Here is a 26675-nt window from a genome sequence, read left to right as displayed (position 1 = left end):
TTTAACGTAATCTTTGTTTGATCCAGCCGGTGATTTCTTGCAAAGCATTGTCAAAATTTTTATACACCGGGTTGAACGGGATCGACAGAAGTTTGCCATCCGCCGAGGACGATGTGATTAACCGCGACTCCTCCTCCGGGCTAAAGGGATCGTTGGCCCAGAAGCCTGACAGCATTGGCGTTGGGCAGCGGCGGCCCAGCAGTCCCTGCGTCTTTAGCGAGTAGCGATTAAGCTCCGCGCTCAGCGCGCTTTCTGAGGCATCGTTCATACCAAGCCGGCTTGCGAGGACGTCAATATACATTTCCGGTACCTGCGCCTGGCGCACCGGATCGCTCAGCAGGTTATGCACCACCGGGCCGAGACAGGCGACGGCTTTAAGGCGCGGCGCTTCAAGGTAAGCGAGGCGAACCGCAACGTTTGCGCCAAAGCGGAAACCAAACGCGGCAACGCGCGTGTGATCGACCCAGGGAATGTTCGGCAGGGCTTTCAATACATGCTGGTGCAACAGGCTGGAATCCTGGGTTAGCTTCCATTTCGAAGAGTAGCCCACCGACGGCATATCGATGGTCAGCATCGCGATGCCCTGCGGCGCGAGGTATTTTTCAAACAGGGTGTAATAGTCGCTTTGCAGAGCATCCAGGCCGCCGCACATCAGCACCGTCGGGAACGGCCCTTCCGCGCCTTTTGGCATATGCAGGAAGCCGGTAATCGAGCCACTGCCATTAATAGTAAATTCGAGTTCGCGCAGATTTCCGGAAAGACGCGGCGCGGCTTCTTCAAAAGCTCGGTTAGCAAGTACCTGCGCCTGTTCGGCCAACACATCCCCTTTCAGATGCGGATACGCCGCAATGCTGTAGAGATTCGCCGCCTGGAGCCAGTATTTACCCTTCGTCCCCTCATCGTTTTCCTGGTTGGCTTTTTGCTGCCAGATCATTGCCTGCTTCGACCATTCATAGATCCAGTTTCCTCCGCGATAACCGACAACCGTGTCGTACAGCTCATCGTCCGTGCGTTCTTCTTTACAGCAGGCAATGCGCGCCTGCACATCAAGGATTTCTCGCGGATCGACGCCGCGCCAGACCCACATCAGTCGGTTGACCATGCGATACCAGTGAAGGGCGGTTTTTCCGTCCAGCGCGGATTGAATATTGGGGGCAGCGTGGTGCTGAGAGCGACGAATTAACGTCGATGTCTCCGGATGTTTAAATCGGGGTTTAAACAGAACTTCACTAAGGTTGGCCTGTGACATCGTTTTTCTGCCTCCATGAAACGTCAGGAACGCAGTATTGTACTCTGTCGGCTGCCAAATAACACAAACGCCCGGCGGTGCCGGGCGTAAATGAATGCAAATTATATAGGGGTATTAACGACCAGCCAACGGCGGTACGAATACTACGCCCATATCCCACGGCTGCTCAATCCATGTGTTCTGTGGGATATCAATAACATAATCGTCTACCAGCGGCTGGCCTGCCGGCTTGGCAAAGATAGTGACGAAATGCGCTTTCGGATACATTTCGCGGATAGCAACCGCGGTACCGCCGGTATCAACCAGATCGTCAATAACGATAAAGCCTTCACCGTCGCCTTCAGCACGCTTAATGACGTTCAGCTCGCGCTGATTATCATGGTCATAGCTGGAGATACAAACGGTATCAACATGACGAATACCCAGTTCACGCGCCAGCAGCGCGCCCGGAACCAGACCACCACGGCTAACGGCGATGATGCCTTTCCACTGTTCAGCAGGCAGCAGGCGGCTTGCCAGTTTGCGGGCGTGAATCTGCAACATGTCCCAGGTGACGACGTATTTTTCGCTCATGTGAAGTGTCCCGGCCTATTATTAACGGCTTAAAAATATTCAAAGGGGTTTTGGTTGCGCGAGATTATAGAGATCTGACGCACTAAAAACCAGTGCTGCGGGTGCGCGCCGGTGGTTTTTAAGTGGATTGGGTCGTCATGCCTTGAGAGTTAGTGGTATTCTCAGACCATCGCGCAAGCCCCGCTTGTGGTGTATATCAAACAGGCCAATCAACGGCCTGTGTGCCAAAAAATTCTTCGCCGAGTCGATGTCAAGGAGACCTAACGTGTCTGAATTGTCTCAATTATCTCCGCAGCCGCTGTGGGATATTTTTGCCAAAATCTGTTCTATTCCGCACCCTTCTTATCATGAAGAGCAACTGGCGGAACACATCCTGTCCTGGGCAAAAGAAAAAGGGCTACATGTAGAACGCGACCAGGTCGGTAATATCCTGATTCGCAAACCTGCCACCGCAGGCATGGAAAACCGCAAACCGGTCGTGCTGCAGGCGCACCTTGATATGGTGCCGCAGAAAAACAACGATACCGTGCATGACTTCACCAAAGATCCTATTCAGCCTTATATTGACGGCGAGTGGGTAAAAGCTCGCGGCACTACGCTTGGTGCGGATAACGGCATCGGTATGGCCTCTGCACTGGCGGTACTGGCTGACGAAAACGTGGCCCACGGCCCGCTGGAAGTCTTGCTGACCATGACCGAAGAAGCCGGAATGGACGGCGCGTTTGGTCTGCAGGCAGGCTGGCTACAGGCTGATATTCTGATCAACACCGACTCCGAAGAAGAAGGCGAGATCTATATGGGCTGCGCGGGCGGGATTGATTTTATCACCACGCTGCCTGTACAACGCGAAGCGGTTCCGGCCGGTTTCGAAACCTACAAGCTGACCATCAAGGGCTTGAAAGGCGGCCACTCCGGCGCCGAAATTCACCTTGGTTTAGGTAACGCCAACAAACTTCTGGCTCGTTTCCTGTTCGCCCACGCGGCAGAGCTGGACGCGCGTCTTATCGACCTTAACGGCGGGACGCTGCGCAACGCTATCCCACGTGAAGGTTCGGCCATTCTGGCGGTTCCCGCTGATAAAGCCGCGCTTCTAAAAGAGCTTGCGGACAAATTCCTGGCAATCCTGAAAAACGAACTGGGCGCGGTTGAGAAAAACACTACCGTACTGGTTGAAGCCGCCAGCACAAGCCAGGCGGCGCTGACCGCAAACAGCCGCGATACGTTTATTAAGCTGCTGAACGCCACCCCAAACGGCGTAATCCGTAATTCTGACGCGGTAAAAGGCGTGGTGGAAACCTCGCTGAACGTGGGCGTAGTTACCCTGAGCGAAGACAGCGCTGAAATCATCTGCCTGATCCGTTCTCTTATCGATACCGGTAAAGATTACGTGGTCGGCATGCTGGAAGCGCTGGGCCAGCTTGCTGGCGCGCAAACCGTTGCCAAAGGCAGCTATCCTGGCTGGCAGCCGGATGCCAACTCTCCGGTAATGGGCCTTGTGCGTGAAACCTACCAGAAGCTATTCAACAAGACGCCGAACATCATGGTTATCCACGCGGGTCTGGAATGTGGTCTGTTCAAAAAACCATATCCGGATATGGACATGGTTTCTATCGGGCCAACCATCACCGGTCCTCATTCCCCGGATGAGCAAGTGCATATCGAAAGCGTAGGCCAGTACTGGACTCTGCTGACCGAGCTGCTAAAAGCGATTCCTGCGAAGGAGTAATAAGCGTTTGCGCCGTCCGCTGAAATTGTCGGGTGGCGCTGCGCTTACCCGACCTACGGATTCGGTGTTGTAGGGTGGATAAGTGAATGCGCTATCCACCGAAACTGTCGGGTGGCGCTGCGCTTACCCAACCTACGGGTTCGGTGTTGTAGGGTGGATAAGCGAATGCGCTATCCACCAAAAACTCCTCCCTTCACAAACCTAACAAAAGCTGCCGCTCCAACTGCGGGTCCAGCAGCGTTACATGTAACCCCACCAACCGTACGCCTCGCCCTTCCCGTCTTTCATTCCACGTTTTATGGGCTGTGGCTATCAAATCAGCTTTATTTAGCTGAGGCCAGACGTGCTCCTGAGTCGTTTGCTGGAAGTCGCTGAACTTAAGTTTGACGCCCTGACGAGCTATCAATAAATCGGGCTTCACCTTTTTTAACCGGCGTTCCAGCTCTTCATACAACTGATCAATGATGGCCTCGCACGCTTCCCATTCGTGAATATCTTCCGCCAGCGTTTTTTCAACGCCGACGGATTTCCGCTGCCGATCGTTGCTGATCCGGCGTTCGTCTATGCCCTGGCTGCGCTCCCAGATCACGCGACCAAACTTTCCAAAACGTTTTAATAGAGAGGCCAAATCGGTTTTCTGCACGTCAGCGCAGGTGTGTAAGCCAAGGCTTTCTAACTTCCCTGCGGTCACTTTGCCAACGCCGGGGATTTTGCTCAGCGGCAGGGTTTCCAGAAAGGCTGGCACGGTATCTGGCGTGATCACGTACTGCCCGTTTGGCTTGTTGAGATCGGAGGCGATTTTGGCGAGAAACTTAACCGGAGCAATCCCTGCCGAGGCCGTGAGATTTAGCTCATCGGAAATCGCCTGGCGAATTTCACGCGCCATAAGCGTAGCGGAGCCGTGGCAGTGCGGGCTGTCGGAGACATCCAGATAGGCTTCATCCAGAGAAAGCGGTTCAATTAAAGAGGTGTAGCGCGAGAAAATTTCCCGGATATGGTTAGAGGCTTCTTTATAAGCGTCGAAACGACCGGGCAATAACGTGAGATGCGGACAAAGCTTCAGCGCCATCGCCGTGGACATAGCGCTGTGTACGCCATATTTACGCGCCGGGTAATTCGCGGTGCTGATCACGCCGCGCCGTTGCGCGCTGCCGCCAATCGCCAGCGGAATATCGCGCAGGGCTGGATTATCACGCATCTCAACGGCGGCAAAGAAGCAGTCCATATCGACATGAATGATTTTACGCATACTCATCTGGCTCAGTTATTTAACTGGATAAGTATACAGTTGAAAGTCAGGTTGTGGCAATTCGTCGGGCGGCGCTTTGCTTACCCGGCCTACACGATCATGATGGGATGAGCGTTTTGTAGGGTGGATAAGCGCCAGCGCCATCCACCGCTACCCGTCATAGAATGCGTGACTTCTGCATTTTCTCTTCCCTCGCCATACGCTTTTTACGCTCATCGCAGGGTTCCGGACAATTACACACCTTTTCCATTCCCAGTGCCGCTATTCCACCGCAGCTACCCTGAATAGATTTGCGCTTCACGATAAAACCCAGCGACATGCCAAAAATAACCAGCAAAAAAATGGCAAAGGTGGCGATAAACATGGTCAACATAAGCGCTCCCGTCAGCCGCCGAAGTCATCGAGCATGATGTTTTCATCCTCCACGCCCAGGTCTTTGAGCATTTTAATCACCGCCGCGTTCATCATTGGCGGCCCACACATATAGAACTCGCAATCTTCCGGCGCCGGGTGGTTGCGCAGGTAGTTTTCCAGCAACACGTTATGGATAAAGCCCGTATAGCCTGTCCAGTTATCTTCCGGCTGCGGATCGGAAAGCGCCACGTTGAAGGTAAAGTTAGGGTTTTCACGCGCCAGTTGCTCAAATTCATCTTCATAGAACATTTCACGCAACGAGCGCGCGCCGTACCAGAAGCTGATTTTGCGTTTGCTTTGCAGGCGTTTGAGCTGGTCGAAAATATGTGAGCGCATCGGCGCCATGCCCGCGCCGCCGCCGATAAATACCATTTCAGCATCGGTATCTTTGGCAAAGAACTCGCCAAACGGCCCGGAAATCGTCACCTTATCACCCGCTTTCAGCGACCAGATATAAGAGGACATGATGCCCGGCGGCGCATCCGGCACGTTCGGCGGCGGCGTGGCGATACGGACGTTGAGCATGATAATGCCCTCTTCTTCCGGGTAGTTCGCCATCGAATAAGCGCGCACGCATGGCTCTTTCACCACGGACTGGAAACGGAACAGGTTGAATTTATTCCAGTCGCCGCGATACTCCTCCGGCACGTCAAAATCTGCATAGTTGATCTGATGCGGCGGCGATTCGATTTGAATGTAGCCGCCCGCGCGGAACGGCACCACGTCGCCGTCCGGAATACGCAGCTTCAGCTCTTTGATGAACGTCGCTTTGTTATCGTTAGAAATAACTTCGCATTCCCATTTTTTGACGCCGAAGATTTCTTCGGGCAACTCAATTTTCATGTCCTGCTTAACCGCCACCTGGCAGGCAAGACGACAGCCTTCTTTGGCTTCGCGTTTGGTTATGTGCGAAAGCTCGGTAGGCAGAATATCTCCGCCGCCCTCTTTAATTTTTACGCGACATTGTCCGCATGAACCACCGCCGCCACAGGCCGAGGAGATAAAGATCCCCTGGCTTGAGAGCGTGTTAAGCAGCTTATCGCCGGCTGGCGCGTGGAACCGTTTGTCCGCGTCGTTGTTGACTTCAATCAGCACGTCACCGGAGTTCACCAGTTTTGATTTAGCAAACAAAATCAACAGCGCCAGCGCCAGAACGATCAGCGTGAACATCACCACGCCAAGAATAATTTCCATAACTTTCCGCCCTTATAGCTGCACACCGGAGAAGGACATGAAGCCCAGCGCCATCAAACCGGTGGTGATAAAGGTAATCCCTAAGCCGCGCAGTCCTGCGGGCACGTTGGCGTATTTCATCTTCTCGCGAATACCGGCCATAGCGACAATCGCCAGCATCCAGCCCATGCCGGAGCCGAAACCATAGACGATGGATTCACCAAAGCCGTAGTCGCGCTGCACCATAAACGACACGCCGCCAAAAATGGCGCAGTTAACGGTAATCAAGGGCAGGAAGATGCCCAGCGCGTTGTAGAGCGCCGGGAAGAAACGATCGAGGATCATTTCCAGGATTTGCACCAGGGCGGCGATTACGCCAATGAAGGTGATGAAGTTCAGGAAGCTAAGATCCACCCCTTCCACCAGCGCGCCGTCGCGCAATACCAGGTTATAAACCAGGTTGTTGGCCGGAACTGAAATCCCGAGGACGACCGTAACGGCCACGCCCAGACCAAATGCCGTGGAGACTTTCTTCGACACGGCAAGGAAAGTACACATGCCGAGGAAGAAGGCGAGCGCCATGTTTTCAACAAACACCGCTCGCACAAACAGACTAATCATATGTTCCATCGTCTGTTAATCCTTTTCCTGTTGAGCCGGCTTCCACGTACGCAGCGCCCAAATCAACAATCCGATAATAAAGAACGCGCTTGGGGCCAGCAGGAACAAGCCATTTGGCTGATACCAACCGCCGTTTTGCACGGTTTCCAGAACGGTGACGCCAAACAGTTTGCCGCTGCCGATAAGCTCGCGGATAAAACCAACCAGCAGCAGGATCACGCCATAGCCCAGGCCGTTGCCGATGCCGTCCATAAAGCTCGCCAGCGGCGGCGCTTTCATGGCGTAGGCTTCAGCGCGCCCCATGACGATGCAGTTGGTAATGATCAACCCGACAAATACGGAAAGCTGCTTTGAGATCTCATACGCATAAGCACGCAGGATCTGATCGACCACGATAACCAGAGACGCGATGATCGCCATCTGCACGATGATACGCACGCTGTTTGGTATGTAGTTGCGGATCATTGAGATAAACATGCTGGAGAACGCGGTGACTACCGTCACGGCTATCGTCATCACGAATGCCGTTTCCAGTTTGGTGGTGACCGCCAGCGCCGAGCAAACTCCGAGAATTTGCAGGGCGATGGGGTTGTTATCCACCAGCGGGCTAACCAGTACCCGCTTAACTTCTTTCATGCCTGACATATCAGCCATTGCTAAGCGCTCCTTCACGAACCTGTTTCAGGAATGGGCCAAAACCCAGCTCGCCCATCCAGAAATCGAAAGTGTGTTGTACTCCGGTTGCCGTAAGCGTCGCGCCCGACAAACCATCTACGCCATATTGATCGTCCTGACGCGCGCCGCCTTTTACCACTCGCAGCGCCGGCTGGCCGTTGTCATCAAGCAATTTCTTGCCGATCCACTTTGCACGCCAGTTCGGATTTTCAATTTCTCCGCCCAGCCCCGGGGTCTCGCCCTGGTCGTAATAAGTGATGCCCTTTACGGTGCGCCCATCGGTTTGCAGCGCAACAAAGGCGTACATCATCGACCACAGGCCGTTGCCATAAACCGGCAACACGATTTCCTGCACTTTATTTTGCTCATCGCGCACCAGATAGATTTCTACGATATTGGTGCGGCGTTTAATGCCGGCGCGGTCTTCGCCAGGCGACAGAGCGACGCTTTGCTCCGGGTCGCGCAGCGCGGCGGCATGATCAAATTTGGCCGGATCTTTATCGAGCATTTCGCCCGTTTTTAAATTCAGCAGGCGCGGGGTGATGCGCGATTCAAAGATTGATTTTACCTCTTCACCGCTCATCTTCGGCGTTGCCAGACCGGCAACGTCCAGAATATTGCGCTGCTTATCGAGCGCCTTTTGCTCCTGCTGGCGCGACTTCAGGCCTACGGCGGAACCTGCCACAACGATGGAACACACCAGGCAAAGCACCAGCACCACCAACAGCGTTCTGCCGATGCTATCGTTACTTTTTACGTCAGCCACGCGATTTCCTCCGCTTGATATTGGCCTGCACCACCACGTAATCGAACAGCGGCGCAAAGAGGTTGGCGAACAGGATCGCCAGCATCATCCCTTCTGGATAGGCCGGGTTAGCCACCCGAATCAGCACGCACATCACGCCGATAAGCACGCCGTACCACAACTTGCCTTTATTGGTAAAGGAAGCGGAAACCGGGTCGGTAGCCATAAACATCATGCCGAACGCAAATCCGCCCAGCACCAGATGCCAGTACCACGGCATGGCGAATAGCGGGTTGGTCTCTGAGCCGATAAAGTTAAACAAGGTGGCGGTGGCAATCATGCCGATCATGACCCCTGCGACAATTCGCCAGGAGGCGACACGGCCAAACAGAATAATAGCGCCGCCAATCAGGATCATCAGCGTAGAAACTTCGCCGATTGAGCCAGGAATGTTGCCGAGGAACGCGTCCATCCAGGTGACCGGCTGGCCGGTTACCACATTAACGACAGCCTCACCGCCGCCATGCGACCACTGTGAAAGCGGCGTTGCGCCGGAAAAGCCGTCTGCCGCAGTCCACACCAGGTCGCCCGAGATTTGTGCAGGATAAGCAAAGAAGAGAAACGCACGCCCGGCAAGCGCTGGATTAAGGAAGTTGCGTCCTGTTCCGCCGAAGATCTCTTTAGCGATAACAACGCCAAAGCTAATCCCCAGCGCAGCCTGCCAGAGCGGCAAGGTTGGCGGCACTACCAGCGCAAACAGGATAGAGGTAACAAAGAAGCCTTCGTTGATTTCATGTTTGCGAATGATGGAAAACAGCACTTCCCAGAATCCGCCCACCAGAAAGACGGTGATATAAATTGGCAGGAAGAAAACCGCGCCCAGCGTCATCATGCTTAGCCAGCCCGCGTCCGGTGTGAAGCTGACGCCCAGCCATTGCGCAACGGCATAATGCCAGTCAGCCGCAATAACCTGCTGCAACTGTTCAGGCCCGTAGAGCTTGTGCAATGCAGGAATGGTTTGCAGCCCGACGTTATACATGCCCCAGAACATTGCCGGGAAGACGGCGAACCACACCAGGATCATCATGCGTTTCAGATCGATGGCGTCACGCACGTGAGACGCGCCGGGCGTAACCAAGCCTGGCGTATAGAACACCGTAACCGTGGCTTCATACAGCGGATAGTACTTTTCTAATTTGCCGCCTTTAGTAAAGTGCGGCTCTATTTTTTCAAATAAGTGCTTCAGGCCCATGAGTTATCCTTCCTGCTCAATGCGAGTTAACACTTCGCGTAGCACCGGGCCGTATTCGTATTTCCCCGGGCAAACATAGGTACAAAGCGCCAGATCTTCTTCATCCAGTTCCAGACAGCCCAGCGCCTGCGCGCTGTCGGTGTCTCCCGCCAGCAAATCGCGCAACAGCATGGTTGGCAGGATATCCAGCGGCATGACGCGTTCGTAGTTGCCGATTGGAACCATAGCCCGCTCGCCGCCGTTGGTGTCGGTGGAGAAGTTAAACAGTTTGCGTTTCAGGAAGTGACCGAGCGTAGTGCGCGTAATTGAGAATTTATCAGCGCCTGGCATCACCCAGCCAAACAGCTCTTTCTCGCGTCCTTCTTTTAGGGCCGTTATCTGCAAATGAAAACGCCCAAGCCAGGCACGCGTGCCGGTAGCCTGTACGCCGCTGAGCACAGAACCGGAAATAATACGATTTTCGCCTTCCAGTAATTCATTCTGCGTCAGCGCATCAACAGAAGCGCCCAGGCGTGTGCGAATCAAACGGGGGTTTTTAACCTGCGGGCCGGCCAGGGAGATCACTCGCTCAGCCCACAGTTCTCCTTCAATAAATAATTTGCCGATGGCAATGACATCCTGGTAATTCAGATGCCACACCTGCTTTTGCAGGCTGACCGGTTCGAGGAAATGAATGTGAGTACCCGCCAACCCTGCTGGATGCGGCCCGGCGAATTCATTAAAGGTAATTTGCCCGACAGGGTGTCCGCCCAGCTTGCCGCCGCTTGCCTGGCAGACATGAATTCTGCCTTCTGTCAGACGCGATAATAACGTCAGACCGGCATCGAACATCTGGCGATGCGCGAGGATTATCGGCTGCGGGTCCGCCGCCAGAGGATTGGTGTCCATAGCGGTAACGAAAATGGCGGCCGGCACTGTACCCGGCTGCGGCGTTTTGCTAAAGGGACGCGTACGCAGCGCAGTCCAGAGACCGGATGAAAGCAGTTGGGCCTGGACAATCTCACGCGGCAGCGAGGCTAAGGATTCAGGAGCGTGGCGTTCAAAAACAACCGCTTCGTCACCATGTACGTCAATAACGACGGACTGCAGCACGCGACGTTCGCCGCGATTGACGGCGATGACGGTCCCGCTGGCCGGAGCGGTAAACATCACGCCCGGATTTCTCTTATCTTCAAAAAGGGGCTGCCCTTTTAGTACGCTATCGCCCTCTTTTACCAACATAGAAGGACGCATGCCGACGTACTCTTCTCCGAGCAAAGCCACCTGAGGTAGTGCTGGGCCATCATAAATTTGCTGCTCGGGCAAACCGGCAATAGGCAAATCAAGACCTTTTCTGATTTTTATCATAAGGTTATCACGCATAAAATAGGCTAATAAAAACCGACAAAAACGCTAGCCGACAACGAACGGGCTGAGCCAATGTTCAACCGCAACGACACGCCTGGCAGGTAAGAAAGAGAGGTTGTGCATCCGTTCGTCACGCCTGGTGGGTTAAGTCGCCTGATGGTTCCAGGTAAACTGACTTAGGGAAAGCGTCCTTTCTTATCCGCGGGTCATCATTCGGCCAGGATTTTAGCATTATTGACGGCCGGAAGGGGGAGAAATCCGCGAAGTTAACCTCGGCAATGCGAGCTATTACGCAAAAACAGCAACTCTTTCGCTTTATTGATGATTTCGTTAATATCCATTTTTTGGAAACTCATCAGTCTGCGCTTGCGAAATTTATTGATGGTGATAATGTGAGCGCACCGAATACAGACTAGTCTGATTGCGGGTCTCTTTTGCCGTCCTGGCATTTGGTTACAGGTTTATCAAGGAATCAAGCAGTATGTCTAAGATCGCACTCATTATTGCGATGCTCTCGATGCCGTTCATGTCGTTTGCCAGCTTACTTAATGGCAACGCAACGCCCGCGCCAGTCAGCAAAGAATTCAAGCAGCAGTTGATGGGTTCCCCCGTTTATATTCAGATATTTAAAGAAGAGCGTACCCTTGAGCTGTACGTCAAACTGGGCGAACAATATCAACTGCTCGACAGTTACCGTATCTGTAATTATTCCGGCGGTCTGGGCCCGAAACAGCGTCAGGGCGACTTTAAAAGTCCTGAAGGGTTTTACAGCGTGGAACGTAGCCAGCTAAAGCCTGACAGCCGCTTCTATAAAGCGATTAATATCGGCTTCCCGAACGAATTCGATCGTTCTCATGGCTATCAGGGTCAGTATTTGATGATTCACGGGGCCTGCGTGTCCGTTGGCTGTTACGCCATGACCGACAGCGGCATTGATGAGATTTTCCAGTTTGTGACCGGCGCGCTGGTGTTTGGACAGCCAAAGGTTCAGGTGAGCATTTATCCGTTCCGCATGACGGATGCGAATATGCAGCGCCACAAATACTCTTACTACATCAATTTCTGGAAACAGCTTAAACCCGGCTATGACTATTTTATGGCGAATCATCAGCCGCCGGGCGTGTCTGTTATCAGCGGTAATTACGTGATTAGCAAGCCGGTCACGCCAACGGCGCAACCGCAGCTAGCCTCAAACTATACGCTCACCGAGGCAAAATAGTACCGACTCGCCTGGCGCAATTTTGTGCCAGGTTTCGTTGCCGGTCAGCGGCTGCGTCGCAATAACGGACACCACATCGTTCGGTGTGGTCTCTTCCTGAAAGTCGATTTCCACATCTTGATCCAACAGTTTTGCCACGCCAAACGGAGCCCGACGGGTTATCCAGTAAAGATTGGTGGAGCAAAACGCCATTACGTAGCGCCCATCCGACAGCAGCATATTAAAGACGCCTTTTTCGCGCAGTTGGGCCGCAAGCTCGGTGATGTAGCGGAAAACCGCCTGCATATTGCCGGGCGTACGCGGATAGCGCTGCGTCAGCTTATGCAGCAACCAGCAAAACGCCTGTTCGCTGTCGGTTTCGCCAATCGAACGAAACGGCCCGGTATCAAGCTGGCGATGGCCTTTTAGCTGGCCGTTGTGGGCATAGGTCCAGTTACGGCCCCATAGCTCGCGGGTAAAGGGGTGGGTATTTTCCAGCGCGACTTTGCCGCGGTTAGCCTGACGAATGTGCGCAACGACGGAGCAGGATTTTATGGGATAATCCTGCACCAGTCGGGCAATCGGAGAGTTGAAGCTTGGCTGGGGGTCTTTGAACGTGCGACAGCCTTTACCTTCATAGAAGGTGATGCCCCAGCCATCTTTATGGGGTCCTGTTCCACCGCCACGCTGCACCAGACCGGTAAAACTAAAGCAGATATCCGTTGGTACGTTGGCGCTCATCCCGAGCAATTCGCACATTTTTAACTCCCCCAAATTACCGGCGGATGACGCTTCGCTTATCCGCCCTACGGCCACGATAGCGAAGCGTCAACGCCTTAAGCCTTAACCATCTCTTTTTCGATTAGCTGAATCAGGATATGAATCACTTTGATGTGGATTTCCTGAATGCGATCGGCGTAGCCGAAGTGCGGCACGCGAATTTCGATATCCGCCGTGCCCGCCATTTTGCCGCCGTCTTTACCGGTAAGCGTAATGACTTTCATGCCTTTAGCACGCGCGGCTTCGATGGCTTTAATTACGTTACCAGAATTCCCGGAAGTGGAAATCCCCAGCAGCACATCGCCTTCACGCCCTACCGCTTCGATATAGCGAGAGAAGATGTAGTCATAGCCGAAATCGTTACTCACGCAGGAAATGTGGCTTACGTCTGAAATCGCAATGGCCGGGTAGCCCGGGCGGTTTTCGCGATAGCGGCCCGTCAGCTCTTCAGCGAAATGCATCGCGTCGCAGTGGGAGCCGCCGTTGCCGCAAGAAAGCACTTTGCCGCCTGCTTTAAAGCTATCCGCCAGCAGCACGGCCGCACGCTGAACCGCGTGGATATTAGCGTCATCTTTCAGGAAGTTAGCCAGCGTCTCGGCGGCTTCATTCAATTCGTTACGAATAAGATCCTGGTACATGAGGATGTCCTTCAGCATTTATTGATTGAGTAAACCCCAGCAGTTTACCGGATAGCGCGAGAAGCGCCATCACCTGATGCTTTTATGCATACGTGCGGCAACAATGTGAGCGAGGTTGTAATTATTTTGTAAACACATTGCTAAAAAACAACGCATACACTAAAACCAATACATCACAAGTGGTCAGACCTCCTACAAGCAAGGGAGCTTTCTTTATGTTGATTTTGAGTGTTGTTGCAACCGTTATTCTGCTCGGCGTGCTGTTTTATCACCAGGTCAATTTGCTGCTCAGCAGCGCGATTCTCCTGGCGTGGACGGCAGCGTTAGGTTTTGCCGGTATCTGGTCTATCTGGGTACTTGTCCCCCTGGCCATCATTCTGGTGCCGTTTGTCTTCCCGCCGATGCGTAAATCGCTGATTTCCGCGCCGGTGTTTAAAAGCTTCCGTAAAGTGATGCCGCCGATGTCGCGCACTGAAAAAGAGGCGATTGAAGCAGGCACCACCTGGTGGGAAGGCGATCTGTTCCGCGGTAAGCCTGACTGGGAAAAACTGCATAATTATCCGCAACCTAAGCTGAGCGCTGAAGAACAAGCTTTTATTGACGGCCCGGTTGAAGAAGCCTGCCGCATGGCGAATGATTATCAGATAACCCATGAGCTGGCCGATCTGCCGCCGGAGCTGTGGGCCTATCTGAAAGAACATCGCTTCTTTGCGATGATCATTAAGAAAGAGTACGGCGGACTGGAGTTCTCGGCTTACGCCCAGGCTCGCGTACTGCAAAAACTCTCTGGCGTTTCCGGCATTCTGGCGATTACCGTCGGCGTGCCTAACTCATTAGGCCCGGGCGAACTACTCCAGCATTACGGCACCGACGAGCAAAAAGATCACTATTTGCCGCGCCTGGCTCGCGGACAGGAGATCCCTTGCTTCGCGCTGACCAGCCCGGAAGCCGGCTCTGACGCGGGCGCAATTCCCGATATCGGCGTGGTTTGCATGGGCGAATGGCAGGGTCAGCAGGTGCTGGGCATGCGCCTGACCTGGAACAAGCGTTACATCACGCTTGCCCCTATCGCCACCGTTCTTGGCCTGGCGTTCAAACTGTCTGACCCGGACCATCTGCTCGGTGACGAAGAAGATCTCGGCATCACCTGCGCGCTGATCCCAACGCACACGCCGGGCGTCGAAATCGGCAAACGCCACTTCCCGCTGAACGTTCCATTCCAGAACGGCCCGACGCGCGGTAAAGATATTTTCGTCCCAATCGACTACATCATCGGCGGCCCGAAAATGGCCGGTCAGGGCTGGCGCATGCTGGTGGAATGTCTGTCCGTAGGACGCGGCATTACACTGCCGTCTAACTCAACGGGCAGCCTGAAATCTATTGCAATGGCAACCGGCGCTTATGCCCATATTCGCCGTCAGTTCAGAATTTCTATCGGTAAGATGGAAGGGATTGAAGAACCGCTGGCGCGTATTGCGGGTAATGCTTATGTCATGGATGCCGCTGCGTCACTGATTACTTACGGTATCGTGCTCGGCGAAAAACCGGCGGTGCTGTCAGCGATTGTGAAATATCACTGTACCCACCGCGGCCAGCGCGCCATCCTGGACGCAATGGACATCGTCGGCGGTAAAGGCATCATGCTTGGCGAGTCTAACTTTGTGGCTCGCGCTTACCAGGGCGCGCCTATCGCCATCACGGTTGAAGGGGCGAACATCCTGACCCGCAGCATGATAATCTTCGGCCAGGGGGCGATTCGTTGCCATCCTTATGTTCTGGAAGAGATGGCTGCGGCGCAAAATAACGACGTGGATGCTTTCGATAAGCTGCTGTTCAGGCATATCGGGCACGTCGGCAGCAATAAAATGCGCAGCCTGTGGCTGGGCCTGACCAACGGCTTAACCAGCGCCACGCCAACCCGTGACGCCACCAGACGTTACTACCAGCATCTGAACCGTCTGAGCGCAAACCTGGCGCTGCTGTCCGATGTTTCCATGGCGGTGCTGGGCGGCAGCCTGAAACGTCGCGAGCGTATCTCCGCTCGTCTTGGCGACGTGCTGAGCCAGCTATATCTTGCCTCCGCGGTGCTCAAACGCTACGAAGATGAAGGACGTAACGAGGCGGATCTGCCGCTGGTGCATTGGGGCGTGCAGGATGCGCTCTTCCAGGCCGAGCAGGCGATTGACGATTTACTGCGTAACTTCCCGAATGGCTTTGTAGCAGGTGCGTTGCGCCTGGCCATTTTCCCGCTTGGCCGCCGTTACGATGCGCCTTCTGACAAACTGGATCATAAACTGGCGAAAATCATGCAGGTGCCGTCGGCGACGCGCTCACGCATTGGCCGCGGCCAGTACCTCACGCCAGGCGAGTTTAACCCGGCGGGTCTGCTGGAGCAGGCGCTGCTGGACGTGATGGCCGCTGAGCCAATCCATCTGCGCATCTGCAAAGAAATTGGTCATAATCTGCCGTTCACGCGTCTGGATGAACAGGCGAAACAGTGGCTGGCGGAAGGGAAAATCAATGCCGAAGAAGCCGCCATTCTTACCAAAGCCGAAGCAAGCCGCCTGCGCAGCATCAACGTTGACGAGTTTGAACCGGAGGCGCTGGCAACCCAGCCGGTAAAGCTGCCGGAAAAACACCGCAAGGTTGAAGCCGCATAAGCTTTTGCAAAAATAAGAAGGGAAAAGCGTACTTTTCCCTTCTTTGTTAGCCATTCCAGACCCCGCCTGGCGGGGTTTTTTATTGCCCAACAAAAGCCCGCAAACTCATGCTACAGTGAAAGAAATACTGTTATTCATGGGGTCCATGATTGTGTCTGGTTTAAAAATTTCCCTTCTGCAACAGCCGCTGGTCTGGATGGATGGCGCAGCAAACCTGCGCCATTTTGATGTACTGCTTGATGGCATACACGGTCGCGATCTGATTATTTTGCCTGAGATGTTCACCACCGGTTTTGCGATGGAGGCAGCAAAGCAGTCGTTGGCAGAAGAGGAAGTCATCGACTGGATGCAGTTCAAGGCGCAGCAGACGCAGGCGATGATTGCCGGCAGCGCTGCGCTGCAAACCGAGCGTGGGCCTGTGAATCGTTTCCTGCTGGTGCAGCCGGACGGCAAAGTGCATTTCTACGATAAGCGTCATCTGTTTCGCATGGCGGATGAACATCATCATTACCAGGCAGGAGAAGAGCGCGTCATCGTTGAATGGCGCGGCTGGCGAATTTTGCCCCTGGTCTGCTACGACCTGCGTTTCCCGGTATGGTCGCGCAACCGTAACGATTACGATTTGGCGCTGTATGTCGCCAACTGGCCTGCGCCGCGCTCGCTTCACTGGCAAAGCCTGCTGGTTGCCCGCGCCATTGAAAACCAGGCGTACGTCGCGGGCTGTAACCGCGTCGGCACAGACGGCAACGGGCATCACTATCGCGGCGACAGTAAAATTATCAGCCCGCAAGGGGAGATTCTGGCGGATGCGCAGGCGCACCAGGCCACTCGCCTGGATGCAGATTTATCGTTAATCGCCCTGCAGGAATACCGGGAGAAATTCCCGGCATGGCAGGATGCGGACCCCTTTAGCCTATAAAAAATTCTCCCCCGAGGGGGAGAGAAAAGCTCAGGAAACCTCCGGCACGCGGCGGCGCGAAGACAACAAACGGGTGTTGAACAGAATATTCAGCAGAAAAGCGACCAGACAGGTGGCGCTGATGCCGGAATGCAACAAAGTGTGAACCCAGTCGGGGAATCGATCGTAAAACGTTGGCATCACAATCGGGATCATGCCAAACGCCAGCGCCGTCGCCACCACCACCAGATTCATATTCTCTTTGTAGTCCACCTTCGCCAGCGTGCGAATGCCGCTTGCCGCTACGGAACCAAACAGCACCACGCCCGCGCCGCCCAGCACCGGCATCGGTATGCAGGCAATAATACGCCCCAGCACCGGCAACAATCCGAGCGCCACCAGAATTAACCCGCCCGCGCTGACAACAAAGCGGCTTTTAATGCTGGTTATCGCGACCAGGCCGATATTCTGCGCGAAGGCGCTTTGGGGAAAGGAGTTAAATACCGGGGCGATTGCGCTGGTCAACATATCGGCGCGTAAGCCGTTAGCAATGCGCTTGCCGTTGACGTCGGTACCGACGATTTCGCCAATCGCCATCAGCCCGGCGGTGGTTTCGGTAAGCAGCACCAGGACTATCAAAAACATTGAGAGGATCGCCGCGCCGTCAAAAACGGGCGCGCCAAAAGCAAAGAGCGTTGGCATAGCCACCCAGTCGCCATCGAACACGCCGCTGAAATTCGCCTTCCCGGCCGCCACCGCCGCAAGCGTGCCGATAACCATCGCCGCGAGCACGGCGATTCGCGTAACGCTGCCGCGCCCCATGCGGTTAAGCAGCAAAATCACCCCCAGCGTGAATGCCGCAAGCCCAATATTCGAAGGAGAACCCCAGTCGGATGCCTTTATATTACCGCCCATAGCCCAGCGCGCGGCCACCGGCATCAACGATAGGCCGATAACGGTGATAACGCAGCCGGTCACCACCGGCGGGAAAAAGCGAATAATCTGGGCGAAAAATGGCGTAATAAGCAGGCCAAGCAGGGATGAGGCGATAACCGCGCCAAACACCACCGGCAGCCCGCCGCCGGTAGCAAGCGTGACCATTGTTGCCACGCCTGCAAAAGACACGCCCTGCACCAGCGGCAAACGCGAGCCAAAAAAGGGAACGCCAAGGGACTGGAGCAGGGTCGACAGGCCGCTGATAAATAAGGCGGCGGTCACCAGCAGGCCGATATCAGCCGCGCCCAGTCCCGCCGCGCTGCCGATAATTAACGGCGGGGCGATGATCCCGCCGTACATCGTCAATACGTGTTGTAGCCCCCAGGCAAATGTTTTCACCGCCGGGTAACGCTGGTCTTCCGGGCGCGCGCAGGCGCTATTGTTCTGTTTCATGCTGCCCTTCCGTTTATCAGTGGATTCAACTGCCGCGGTAGGTAGACCACGACCAGGGAGAAATAAGGAACGGCAGATGGTAATGATCGCCGCTTGCCGGAATCGCAAAATCGATCTGCGCCGTGGGATAAAGCGTTTCGCGCTGCGTGGCCGCAAAATAAAGGCCAATTTCTGCCGTCAGACGATAGCGCCCGGCTTTAAGAGAAACGGGAACGAAATTTTTTAAACGCCCGTCGGCATCGGTTTCCCCTTCGCCAATGATTTCCCAGCCGTCGGCAAACTGGTATTCAAGACGAATGGCGACGCCCGCGGCGGGTTTGCCGAGCGCGGTATCTAACACGTGGGTACTGAGCTGGCTCATCAGGCGAACACTCCTTCAAGACGTAGCAAAGTAATCTGGCGCAACTGTTCGAGCGCCTCGGCTTCTTCCTTAGCAGGTGAGTTATGCAGACGGCGTTGCAGCTCTGCGAGAATCTCTTCTCCGCTGCGTCCTTTGGCGCGAATGAGAAAAACGTGTCCAAAACGCGCTTCGTATTCAGCATTTCCCTGAACAAGCGCGAGACTTAACGCGCTGTTTCGGGTATTCACCGCTGATTGTTCGCCCTGAGAAAGCACGGCTTCTTTGCTGCTGCCCTGCGCCTTTTCGCCAATGCGCGGATGCGTGGAAAGCGCCAGCAGAAGATCGTTTCGATTCCAGGCCTGGGTGAGCTGTGCCGCGCTTTCCGTCAGCGCCCTGAGCGAATCATAAGGCCTTTGCGCCACCACGTTTTTTGTCCATTCCGGCAGGGCGACGCATGGGCTAATGAGGTTAAGCGCATCGGCTTCCTCGGCGAGATTAAATGCCCGGAGCGGCGTCTGAGCCAGACGAACAACCGCTTGCGTATAAGCCTGCACGGCGAGCGTCACGTCCTCTTCGATAACAGACTCAGCCGGATGATGGCTGACGCCGCGATCGCAGCGCACAAAAAGCATGCCCACCGGCCAGCGTTCCGCAATGGCGATAGCGTCATGCCCGGCGCCGCTCGGCAGCGACAGGCACCTTCCCTGCACTTCATTGACCGATGTGCCTAACTCTCTTTGCAAAGCAGTATCGCAAGGCGTGGCTGGAATGGAATAGTAGGTTTCGGCGCTAAATGCTATCCCGCGACGCGCCGCTATCTGTTCACCTTCCCGCAGCAGTTGGCCGAGCAGGACTTCAAGACTGGCGTCCTCTGGGCTGCGGATATCCAGCGTAAGATGCACGTCGCCCGGAATAACGTTTACCGCGCCCGGCGCGCATTGCAGCGTACCAACGGTCGCGACCAGATTCGGGCCATGCGCACGCGTGGTGTTCTCAATAAAAATCATCCATTCCGCGGATGCTGCCAGCGCATCTTTACGAATCGACATCGGCACCGTTCCGGCGTGCCCGGCTTCACCGGTAAACCGGCAATTCAAGCGGCGAGCGCCGTTAATGGCTGTCACAACGCCGAGCGCAAGCTCTTCCTGTTCCAGCACCGGCCCCTGCTCGATATGCAGCTCCAGGTAAGCGCTGAATTCCTCCGGCTGGCGGGCTGCATGACCGATACGCGCAGGGTCCAGGCCTGCGTTGACCAGCGCCTGCGCCACGCTGACGCCAGCGGCATCTTCACAGGCAAGCCAGTGTTCCGGCCAGGTGCCGGTCACTCCCCGGCTGCCCAATAACGTGATGCCAAAACGGGTGCCCTCTTCATCGCCAAAACCGATGATTTCAATGGCCTGGTCCAGTTGTATGTCGTGCTGATAAAGAAAGGCAACGACCTCGAGCGCGCTTAGCACGCCTAACATGCCGTCGTAGCGTCCGGCGTTACGCACGGTATCAAGGTGTGAGCCAAGCAAAATGGCGGGCGCGCCTTCGTTTAGCCCTTCATAGCGGCCGCAGATATTGCCCACGGCATCCTGCCAGGTGGTCATGCCGATTTGCTCCATCCAGCCTGCGACCAGATGGTTAGCGCGTAAATGTTCAGGCGAGAGATAAACACGCGTCAAAGCACCTGGCGTTTCGCTTATCGCTGCCAGCTCATCAGCTCGTTGCAACACGCGCCTGGCCGCTTTCGCCGCCTCGCCTTCGTTCATCACAAGTTTGGCCATCAGCGGTTTCCTTTTGCATAAACGTCCCACGCCGCCTGCATCGCTGCGCCCTGAGTCGTTTTAAACCCGAGACGGTTCAGCACCGCTTCAAGCGCGGTCAGCGTTTGCAACACGCAGTCTTTACGGGCGTTATATCCCATGGTGCCAATGCGCCATATTTTGCCCTGCAGCGGACCAAAGGAGGTGCCGATTTCGATATGGAAATCCTCCAGCAGCAGCTTGCGAACCTCTTCGCCCTGCACCGCAGATGGGATCACCACGCCAAGCACGTTATTCATTTTATGTTGCAGGTCGCCGAAGGTTTCCAGCCCCATGCCCTGAATGCCTGTAACCATCGCCCGGCCGTGTAATTCATGACGAGCGATGCCCTTTTCCAGCCCTTCTTCCAGGATCACGCGCGCGCATTCACGGGCGGCGAATAGCATGCTGGTGGCTTCGGTATGATGATTCAGCCGCTCCGGCCCCCAGTAATCCATCACCATGCCGAGATCGAAATAGTTGGAATAGATCATTTCGTCGTCGCCATCCTGATGCGACGCGGTACGGATGCCCTCTTCCACGCATTTTCGGCGGCGAATGACCTCTTCCATTTTCGGACTGAGCGTGACTGGCGAGCTGCCGGACGGGCCGCCAAGACATTTTTGTAACCCGGCGGAAACCGCGTCCAGCCCCCAGGCGTCGGTTTCCAGCGCGTTGCCGCCAAACGAGGCTGTGGCATCGGTGTAAAACAACACGTCGTGGCGACGGCAAATGTCGCCCAGCTCCGCCAGCGGTTGCAGCATAGTCGTTGAAGTATCGCCCTGCACCGTCAGCAGCAGACGCGGTTTAATGGATTTAATCGCATCTTCAATTTGATCCGGCGTAAAGACTTTCCCCCACGGCACTTCAATGGTGTGCACCTCGGCCCGGCAACGACGAGCTATCTCGCACAGCAGATGACCGAAACGACCAAAAACCGGCACCAGAACTTTGTCCCCAGGACGAATAGCAGACAGCAAAATGGCTTCGATACCCGCGCGAGAAGTACCGTCCACCAGCATGGTCCAACGGTTTTGCGTGCGGAATACTTCGCGGTACAACGCCATCACTTCATTCATATAGCCCGTCATGACCGGGTCGTATTGACCGATTAGCTGGCTGGCCATGGCGCGCAGCACGCGCGGATCGGCGTTAATCGGCCCCGGCCCCATTAACAGGCGGTGCGGCGGGTTAATCTGTGAATAATCCTGAATGTCGAACATGGCCGTTCCTTTTACTCTGCGTGAAACAAAAGATTCTTTATAAATGGTTTTGCAACTAATGTGCCATGAGAAGAAAGAAGTTAACCAACCTTAAAAATAAGCGTCTCAGGCCGGATAAGCTTTGACGGCATGCGCCAAAGCCCGGGTTGCAATGAACCAGAATGGTTCACCTGCGGTGTGCAATCGCACCAAAAAGGTGCGCTAGCGCTGCTCTAATTCATCAAGCTCGGAATACAGTTCAGCGATGTGGTGGATACGTTGCCGACCGGTAGTCAGCGCTTCATGCAGGACCGCGTTAGCCAGCAAATTAACCAGGCTCATCGCGCTGCTGTAGCTGTCAAAGGCCGAGACGCTTTCCAGCGGCGCGGCCAGGTGCCAACTGCATTGCGACGCCAGGCCCGACGCCTGAGTCTCGCTCATCACCAGCAGCGGAATGCCGCGCGCATGCAGATTTGCCAGCAGCGGCTTGATGATGCGCGGACGACGGCGAAACGCGATGGCCACGACGCAATCCTGCTCGCTGATATCCACCAGTTCTTCCGCCAGCGTCTGGCCCGGCTGCGGCAGCAGATACACATCGCTACGGCTTTGCAAAAGTTGCTGACGCAGGTGCATCGCCACCGGCCAGGAATTTCGCAAGCCAATAATAAATATGCGTTTTGCTTTCACCAGCGACGAAACGGTGGCAGCGAACTGCTGTGCATCCAGCGCATTTACCCATTGAGTTAAATTGGCCATTTCCTGCTTATAATGGCGCGCCAACAACGTATTGCCCTGCACCGCATGGCGATTTTCCGTCAACGGCATGCCGCTCTGACGCAGGGTACGCAGCTCATCACGCATGTCTTTGTAACGATCGTAGCCCAGCCGTTTGAACAGGCGGCTTACCGTGGCTTTAGACACACCCGAAAGACGCGCCAGCTCAGCGCTGTTGTAGCTAATCAGGTCATCAAAATGATCGACAATAAACGCAGCAACCCTTTGTTCCTGTGGAGAAAGACTATCGTAAGAGGCGCGTAGTCTCTCATCTAACTGCTTCATGATGACTCCTGTAACTTTTGTTTCATTCGAGCCTGACACACAGAAATGATTCTCGTCAACCTGGAACATCTCTTGCTTAGGTTTACGCCAGGCCCTCGAACCGAAGAGATAAAAATGATGATGCAAAGCAATATGGCTCCCTCGGGCATGGCGGTAACACCGCACCACCTCGCCAGTGAAACGGCGCTTTCCGTCTTACGGCACGGCGGCGATGCCATCGAAGCCATGGTGGCCGCCGCCGCGACGATCGCGGTGGTTTATCCCCATATGAACGGGATTGGCGGCGATGGATTCTGGCTTATCGTTCCGCCGGAAGGTGAGCCGATCGCCATTGATGCCAGCGGCGCTGCGGGCTCGCTCGCAACGCTTGATTTTTATGCCGGAGAGCTGGCGATTCCGCACCGTGGGCCAAAGTCTGCATTAACCGTGCCGGGCACTCTTAGCGGCTGGGAAGAAGCGCTGAAAATCTCCGCGCAGTGGGGAGGCGGCCGGTTGCCGCTTTCACGACTGCTGGCCGACGCCATTCGCTACGCCGCCGACGGCATCCCCGTGACTCAATCGCAGGCCGGCGCCACGCACAGCAAATATGACGAACTGGTGAACGTCCCCGGCTTTGCCGAAACTTTTTTATCGCGTGGAGAAATTCCACGCGCGGGCAGCCGTTTTACACAGCCAAAACTGGCAGAGACTTTAACCCGTCTCACCGTCGAAGGGCTTGAGAGCTTTTACCGTGGCCCGCTCGCAGCGCTAATGGCGGAAGAGCTGCGTGAACTGGGCATGCCGATAACCTACCAGGATCTTGCCGCTCAACGCGCAAAACGTCGTATTCCTCTGCGCCTGAACCACCAGCAGGGCGATATTTATAATATGACGCCGCCGACTCAAGGGCTGGTTTCTCTGGCGATTCTGGGCATTACCGATAATTTAGCAATGGCGGATGCCGACGAGGCGCAAACCGTTCACCGCATCGTGGAGGCGACTAAAAAAGCTTTCGCGCTTCGTGACCGGTACATCACCGATCCGCGTCATATCACCACTTCTGTGCAGAGCCTTTTAGAGCCGGACCCCCTCGCGGCGCTGGCTGAACAAATTGATGATAATCAAGCCGCTGCGTGGGGAGCGGGCAAAGGCCCTGGCGACACGGTATGGATGGGCGTTATAGATAACAGCGGCCTGGCGGTATCCTTTATCCAGAGCATTTATCATGAATTTGGCAGCGGCGTGGTGCTGCCGAAAAGCGGCGTGCTGTGGCAAAACCGCGGCGCGGCATTCAGCCTCGATCCCGGGCATCTCCTCGCCCTTGCTCCCGGCAAACAACCTTTCCACACGCTAAACCCGGCAGCAGCGCGCCTTGCCGATGGCCGAACGATGGTTTACGGCTCGATGGGGGGAGACGGACAGCCGCAAACTCAGGCTGCGATTTTCACCCGGCACGTGGTGCAAGGTATGCCGTTGCAGGAAGCGGTGAGCGCGCCGCGCTGGCTGCTCGGCAGAACCTGGGGCCAGGCTTCCGACAGCCTGAAGCTGGAAGGCAGATTCAGCCCGCAAACTTTCGAGACGCTTCGCGCCCTGGGCCACGATGTCGAAGCGCTGCCCGATTTTAGCGAAGCGGTTGGCCACGCCGGAGCCATTGTGCGTCACACCAACGGTATGCTCGAAGGCGCATACGATCCCCGCAGCAACGGCAGCGCCGCAGGTTTCTAAGGAGCAAAATATGACTCAATCCCCCGACTGGCCGACATACATCAGCCTGATGGAACAACTGCTCGACGTTCCTTTAGACGACGAGCGCCGCAAAGAACTGGCCATTCAGCTCGCCCGTATTGCGGCAATGGCTGAACCGCTTCTGGCTTTTGAACTGCCGCAGCGTCAGGAAGTGGCCGGAGTGTATAAGCTATGAAAATGCTCTCAATACGTGAGATTCAGCAGGGGCTTGCCAGGGGGGAGTTTTCTGCCAGCGAACTGGCCCGGCAAACGCTGGGGAACATTGAGCAGAAGAACCCGTCGATAAATGCTTTTACTGAACTGACGCCCAGTCGCATGCAGGAAGAAGCCGCCGCTGTTGACCGTCGGCACTCAGGAGGCGAAACCCTGCCCCCGCTGGCTGGCGTGCCGTATGCGGTAAAAAACCTGTTTGATATTGAAGGCGTGACCACGCTCGCCGGAGCGGAATTATTTAGTGACGCTCCGGCAGCCACAGCGGATGCGTTTGCCATTCGCCAGTTGAACAAGGCTGGCGCAACGTTAGCCGGCGCGCTGAATATGGATGCGTATGCTTATGGTTTCACTACGGAAAATAGCTATTACGGCGCTACCCGCAACCCGCGGGATCTTTCCAGAGTCGCAGGAGGATCTTCTGGCGGATCGGCAGCGGCCGTTGCGGCGGGCCTGGTTAATTTTACGCTGGGCACCGATACCAACGGTTCAATTCGTGTTCCCGCCTCGCTGTGCGGCGTGCTGGGTTTAAAACCTACCTTCGGCCGTCTTTCACGCAGCGGCAGCCAGCCGTTTGTGGCAAGCCTCGATCATATTGGCCCGCTGGCACGCAGCGCAGACGACCTCGCGCTGGTGTACGATATGCTTCAGGGTGCCGATAACACCGACCGTTTTCAGTCTGCCCGTCCTGTGGAACCGGTAGCTAACAAATTGACGAACCCGGGTGGATTGCGTTGCGCAGTGCTCGGCGGCTTTTTTGAAACATGGTGCGATAGTGCCGCAAAAAACGCCGTTGCGACGGCTGCGCGAGCGCTTGAAGCCGAAGAAAGCATTACGCTGCCGGAAGCGGAATTAGCGCGCTCCGCGGCATTCCTGCTGACCGCAGCCGAGGGAGGAAATCATTATCTGCCCGCCCTGCGCGCTCAGGCCAGCCGCTTTGAGCTCAATTCTCGCGAGCGTCTGTTAGCAGGGGCTATGACCCCCTCGGCATGGTACACTCAGGCACAGCGTTTCCGCGCGTGGTTCCGCGACCAGACTCTGCCGCTGTTTGATCAGTTTGATGTGTTAATCGCACCCGCAACCCCAGGCTGCGCTTCGCTTATCGGACAACAAACGATGAAAATCAACGGTACAGACCTGCCAGTGAAAGCAAGTATGGGAATGCTTACCCAGCCGATCTCATTTCTGGGTTTACCGGTGGTGACGGTGCCTTTGCCGACCACCAGCGGCCTGCCGATTGGCGTACAGTTAATCGCCGCCCCGTGGCGCGAAGACCACTGTTTACAGGCTGCCCGACTGCTCGAATTGCAGGGAATCGTTGATGTGAAGGTGAATTAAATGATGCGTGACAATATTGACCGCCCGGCCATTCTTAACGAGGTTCGCGCGGCGTTTTATCGCTATGAGCAGGCGCTTATCAGCAATGATATCGCCGTGCTGGATGAGCTTTTCTGGGACGACGCCCGCACCGTACGCTACGGCGTGACGGAGAATCTTTACGGCATTGAACAGATTCGTGCCTTCCGCACAACTCGTTCGTCACAGGGGCTGGAGAGGCTGCTGGATAATACCACCATCACCACCTACGGCGATGACATGGCGGTGGCGAGCACCGAGTTTACCCGCGATGGCAGCGAGAGAGTCGGCCGCCAGATGCAGACGTGGGTGAAATTCCCCTATGGCTGGCGCATCGTGGCGGCGCATGTGAGTTTGATGGGGTAATCATTCTCCGTAGGATGTCGGATGGCGCAGCGCTTATCCG

The 26675-nt window shown here is 55.4% G+C and carries 25 protein-coding genes and 1 pseudogene; 8 read left to right on the top strand and 18 right to left on the bottom strand.

Going from position 1 to position 26675, the window contains the following annotated elements; all coding sequences use genetic code 11:
- Nucleotide 1: 1 nt before the first annotated feature.
- Nucleotides 2-1249 carry an esterase FrsA gene (frsA, locus tag MUA00_RS04255; protein ID WP_271121754.1) on the bottom strand — a complete coding sequence of 416 codons (1248 nt, stop codon included), beginning with the start codon at nucleotides 1247-1249 and terminating at the stop codon, nucleotides 2-4.
- Nucleotides 1250-1363: 114 nt separating this feature from the next.
- Nucleotides 1364-1822, bottom strand: coding sequence for a xanthine phosphoribosyltransferase (gene gpt, locus MUA00_RS04250; RefSeq protein WP_167611768.1), 459 nt, complete (start codon nucleotides 1820-1822; stop codon nucleotides 1364-1366).
- A 265-nt stretch (nucleotides 1823-2087) separates the two neighbouring features.
- Between gpt and pepD the strand changes: the two genes are divergently transcribed.
- The gene (gene pepD / locus MUA00_RS04245; protein ID WP_271121753.1) at nucleotides 2088-3548 is read left to right on the top strand and encodes a beta-Ala-His dipeptidase; all 1461 of its coding nucleotides are present in this window, start codon (nucleotides 2088-2090) and stop codon (nucleotides 3546-3548) included.
- A gap of 193 nt (nucleotides 3549-3741) precedes the next feature.
- Here pepD and dinB read toward each other — a convergent pair whose 3' ends face one another.
- The 8 genes from dinB to MUA00_RS04205 form a co-directional block, all read right to left on the bottom strand.
- Nucleotides 3742-4797 (bottom strand): DNA polymerase IV, encoded by a 1056-nt coding sequence (gene dinB / locus MUA00_RS04240; protein ID WP_271121832.1) that lies wholly within the window; start codon nucleotides 4795-4797, stop codon nucleotides 3742-3744.
- 157 nt (nucleotides 4798-4954) lie between these two features.
- A complete protein-coding gene (nqrM, locus tag MUA00_RS04235; RefSeq protein ID WP_271121752.1) occupies nucleotides 4955-5170 on the bottom strand; it encodes a (Na+)-NQR maturation NqrM in 216 nt (71 codons plus the stop codon).
- An 11-nt stretch (nucleotides 5171-5181) separates the two neighbouring features.
- Nucleotides 5182-6405: an NADH:ubiquinone reductase (Na(+)-transporting) subunit F gene (nqrF, locus tag MUA00_RS04230; protein ID WP_271121751.1), complete on the bottom strand. Its 1224-nt coding sequence runs from the start codon at nucleotides 6403-6405 to the stop codon at nucleotides 5182-5184.
- 12 nt (nucleotides 6406-6417) lie between these two features.
- On the bottom strand, nucleotides 6418-7014 hold the full coding sequence (gene nqrE / locus MUA00_RS04225) for an NADH:ubiquinone reductase (Na(+)-transporting) subunit E (RefSeq protein WP_271121750.1): 597 nt from the start codon (nucleotides 7012-7014) through the stop codon (nucleotides 6418-6420).
- Nucleotides 7015-7020: 6 nt separating this feature from the next.
- The gene (locus MUA00_RS04220) at nucleotides 7021-7659 is read right to left on the bottom strand and encodes an NADH:ubiquinone reductase (Na(+)-transporting) subunit D (RefSeq protein WP_271121749.1); all 639 of its coding nucleotides are present in this window, start codon (nucleotides 7657-7659) and stop codon (nucleotides 7021-7023) included.
- On the bottom strand, nucleotides 7652-8446 hold the full coding sequence (locus tag MUA00_RS04215; RefSeq protein WP_271121748.1) for a Na(+)-translocating NADH-quinone reductase subunit C: 795 nt from the start codon (nucleotides 8444-8446) through the stop codon (nucleotides 7652-7654). Before MUA00_RS04215 ends, MUA00_RS04220 begins: the two co-directional genes overlap by 8 nt.
- Nucleotides 8439-9677 carry an NADH:ubiquinone reductase (Na(+)-transporting) subunit B gene (locus MUA00_RS04210; RefSeq protein WP_271121747.1) on the bottom strand — a complete coding sequence of 413 codons (1239 nt, stop codon included), beginning with the start codon at nucleotides 9675-9677 and terminating at the stop codon, nucleotides 8439-8441. The genes MUA00_RS04215 and MUA00_RS04210 overlap by 8 nt, the downstream gene beginning before the upstream one ends.
- Nucleotides 9678-9680: 3 nt before the next feature.
- Nucleotides 9681-11024 carry a Na(+)-translocating NADH-quinone reductase subunit A gene (locus tag MUA00_RS04205; protein ID WP_271121746.1) on the bottom strand — a complete coding sequence of 448 codons (1344 nt, stop codon included), beginning with the start codon at nucleotides 11022-11024 and terminating at the stop codon, nucleotides 9681-9683.
- 481 nt (nucleotides 11025-11505) lie between these two features.
- Between MUA00_RS04205 and dpaA the strand changes: the two genes are divergently transcribed.
- Nucleotides 11506-12243 (top strand): peptidoglycan meso-diaminopimelic acid protein amidase, encoded by a 738-nt coding sequence (gene dpaA / locus MUA00_RS04200; RefSeq protein WP_271121745.1) that lies wholly within the window; start codon nucleotides 11506-11508, stop codon nucleotides 12241-12243.
- On the opposite strand, the gene MUA00_RS04195 is transcribed toward dpaA, so the two are convergent.
- Together MUA00_RS04195 and lpcA are read right to left on the bottom strand one after the other, a co-directional pair.
- Nucleotides 12214-12981, bottom strand: coding sequence for a class II glutamine amidotransferase (locus MUA00_RS04195; protein ID WP_271121744.1), 768 nt, complete (start codon nucleotides 12979-12981; stop codon nucleotides 12214-12216). The genes dpaA and MUA00_RS04195 overlap by 30 nt on opposite strands.
- A gap of 77 nt (nucleotides 12982-13058) precedes the next feature.
- The gene (gene lpcA / locus MUA00_RS04190) at nucleotides 13059-13640 is read right to left on the bottom strand and encodes a D-sedoheptulose 7-phosphate isomerase (protein WP_271121743.1); all 582 of its coding nucleotides are present in this window, start codon (nucleotides 13638-13640) and stop codon (nucleotides 13059-13061) included.
- A 215-nt stretch (nucleotides 13641-13855) separates the two neighbouring features.
- On the opposite strand from lpcA, the gene fadE reads away from it, so the two are divergent.
- Complete coding sequence (gene fadE / locus MUA00_RS04185) at nucleotides 13856-16300, top strand: acyl-CoA dehydrogenase FadE (protein WP_271121742.1); 2445 nt, start codon at nucleotides 13856-13858, stop codon at nucleotides 16298-16300.
- Nucleotides 16301-16451: 151 nt separating this feature from the next.
- Entirely contained in the window at nucleotides 16452-17219 is a 768-nt protein-coding gene (locus tag MUA00_RS04180) for an amidohydrolase (protein ID WP_271121741.1), read from the top strand.
- A 30-nt stretch (nucleotides 17220-17249) separates the two neighbouring features.
- On the opposite strand, the gene MUA00_RS04175 is transcribed toward MUA00_RS04180, so the two are convergent.
- The 6 genes and pseudogenes from MUA00_RS04175 to MUA00_RS04150 all read right to left on the bottom strand — a co-directional run bounded on the left by MUA00_RS04175 (nucleotide 17250) and on the right by MUA00_RS04150 (nucleotide 22978).
- Nucleotides 17250-18587, bottom strand: a complete 1338-nt coding sequence (locus tag MUA00_RS04175) for a nucleobase:cation symporter-2 family protein (RefSeq protein WP_271121740.1) — start codon at nucleotides 18585-18587, stop codon at nucleotides 17250-17252.
- 25 nt (nucleotides 18588-18612) lie between these two features.
- The gene (gene uraH, locus MUA00_RS04170; protein ID WP_271121739.1) at nucleotides 18613-18948 is read right to left on the bottom strand and encodes a hydroxyisourate hydrolase; all 336 of its coding nucleotides are present in this window, start codon (nucleotides 18946-18948) and stop codon (nucleotides 18613-18615) included.
- On the bottom strand, nucleotides 18948-19451 hold the full coding sequence (gene uraD / locus MUA00_RS04165; protein WP_271121831.1) for a 2-oxo-4-hydroxy-4-carboxy-5-ureidoimidazoline decarboxylase: 504 nt from the start codon (nucleotides 19449-19451) through the stop codon (nucleotides 18948-18950). Before uraD ends, uraH begins: the two co-directional genes overlap by 1 nt.
- Nucleotides 19446-20696 (bottom strand): annotated as a pseudogene (hpxK, locus tag MUA00_RS04160) (allantoate amidohydrolase); the annotation flags it as partial. The pseudogene hpxK and the gene uraD, both read right to left, overlap by 6 nt.
- Nucleotides 20696-21937, bottom strand: coding sequence for a pyridoxal-phosphate-dependent aminotransferase family protein (locus MUA00_RS04155; RefSeq protein ID WP_271121738.1), 1242 nt, complete (start codon nucleotides 21935-21937; stop codon nucleotides 20696-20698). The pseudogene hpxK and the gene MUA00_RS04155, both read right to left, overlap by 1 nt.
- A gap of 201 nt (nucleotides 21938-22138) precedes the next feature.
- A complete protein-coding gene (locus tag MUA00_RS04150) occupies nucleotides 22139-22978 on the bottom strand; it encodes a MurR/RpiR family transcriptional regulator (RefSeq protein WP_271121737.1) in 840 nt (279 codons plus the stop codon).
- 117 nt (nucleotides 22979-23095) lie between these two features.
- Between MUA00_RS04150 and MUA00_RS04145 the strand changes: the two genes are divergently transcribed.
- The 4 genes from MUA00_RS04145 to hpxZ are packed head-to-tail and all read left to right on the top strand — an operon-like array spanning nucleotide 23096 to nucleotide 26635.
- Nucleotides 23096-24682: a gamma-glutamyltransferase family protein gene (locus MUA00_RS04145; protein ID WP_271121830.1), complete on the top strand. Its 1587-nt coding sequence runs from the start codon at nucleotides 23096-23098 to the stop codon at nucleotides 24680-24682.
- A gap of 10 nt (nucleotides 24683-24692) precedes the next feature.
- Entirely contained in the window at nucleotides 24693-24878 is a 186-nt protein-coding gene (gene hpxX / locus MUA00_RS04140) for an oxalurate catabolism protein HpxX (protein ID WP_271121736.1), read from the top strand.
- Nucleotides 24875-26251 carry an AtzE family amidohydrolase gene (locus MUA00_RS04135; RefSeq protein ID WP_271121735.1) on the top strand — a complete coding sequence of 459 codons (1377 nt, stop codon included), beginning with the start codon at nucleotides 24875-24877 and terminating at the stop codon, nucleotides 26249-26251. The genes hpxX and MUA00_RS04135 overlap by 4 nt, the downstream gene beginning before the upstream one ends.
- Nucleotides 26252-26635 (top strand): oxalurate catabolism protein HpxZ, encoded by a 384-nt coding sequence (hpxZ, locus tag MUA00_RS04130; RefSeq protein WP_271121734.1) that lies wholly within the window; start codon nucleotides 26252-26254, stop codon nucleotides 26633-26635.
- Nucleotides 26636-26675 lie beyond the last annotated feature (40 nt).

This window comes from Dryocola boscaweniae (genome assembly GCF_025215095.1).
In the GTDB taxonomy this organism is placed as follows: Bacteria; Pseudomonadota; Gammaproteobacteria; order Enterobacterales; family Enterobacteriaceae; genus Dryocola; species Dryocola boscaweniae.
This window is presented reverse-complemented; position numbering and strand designations above follow the sequence as displayed.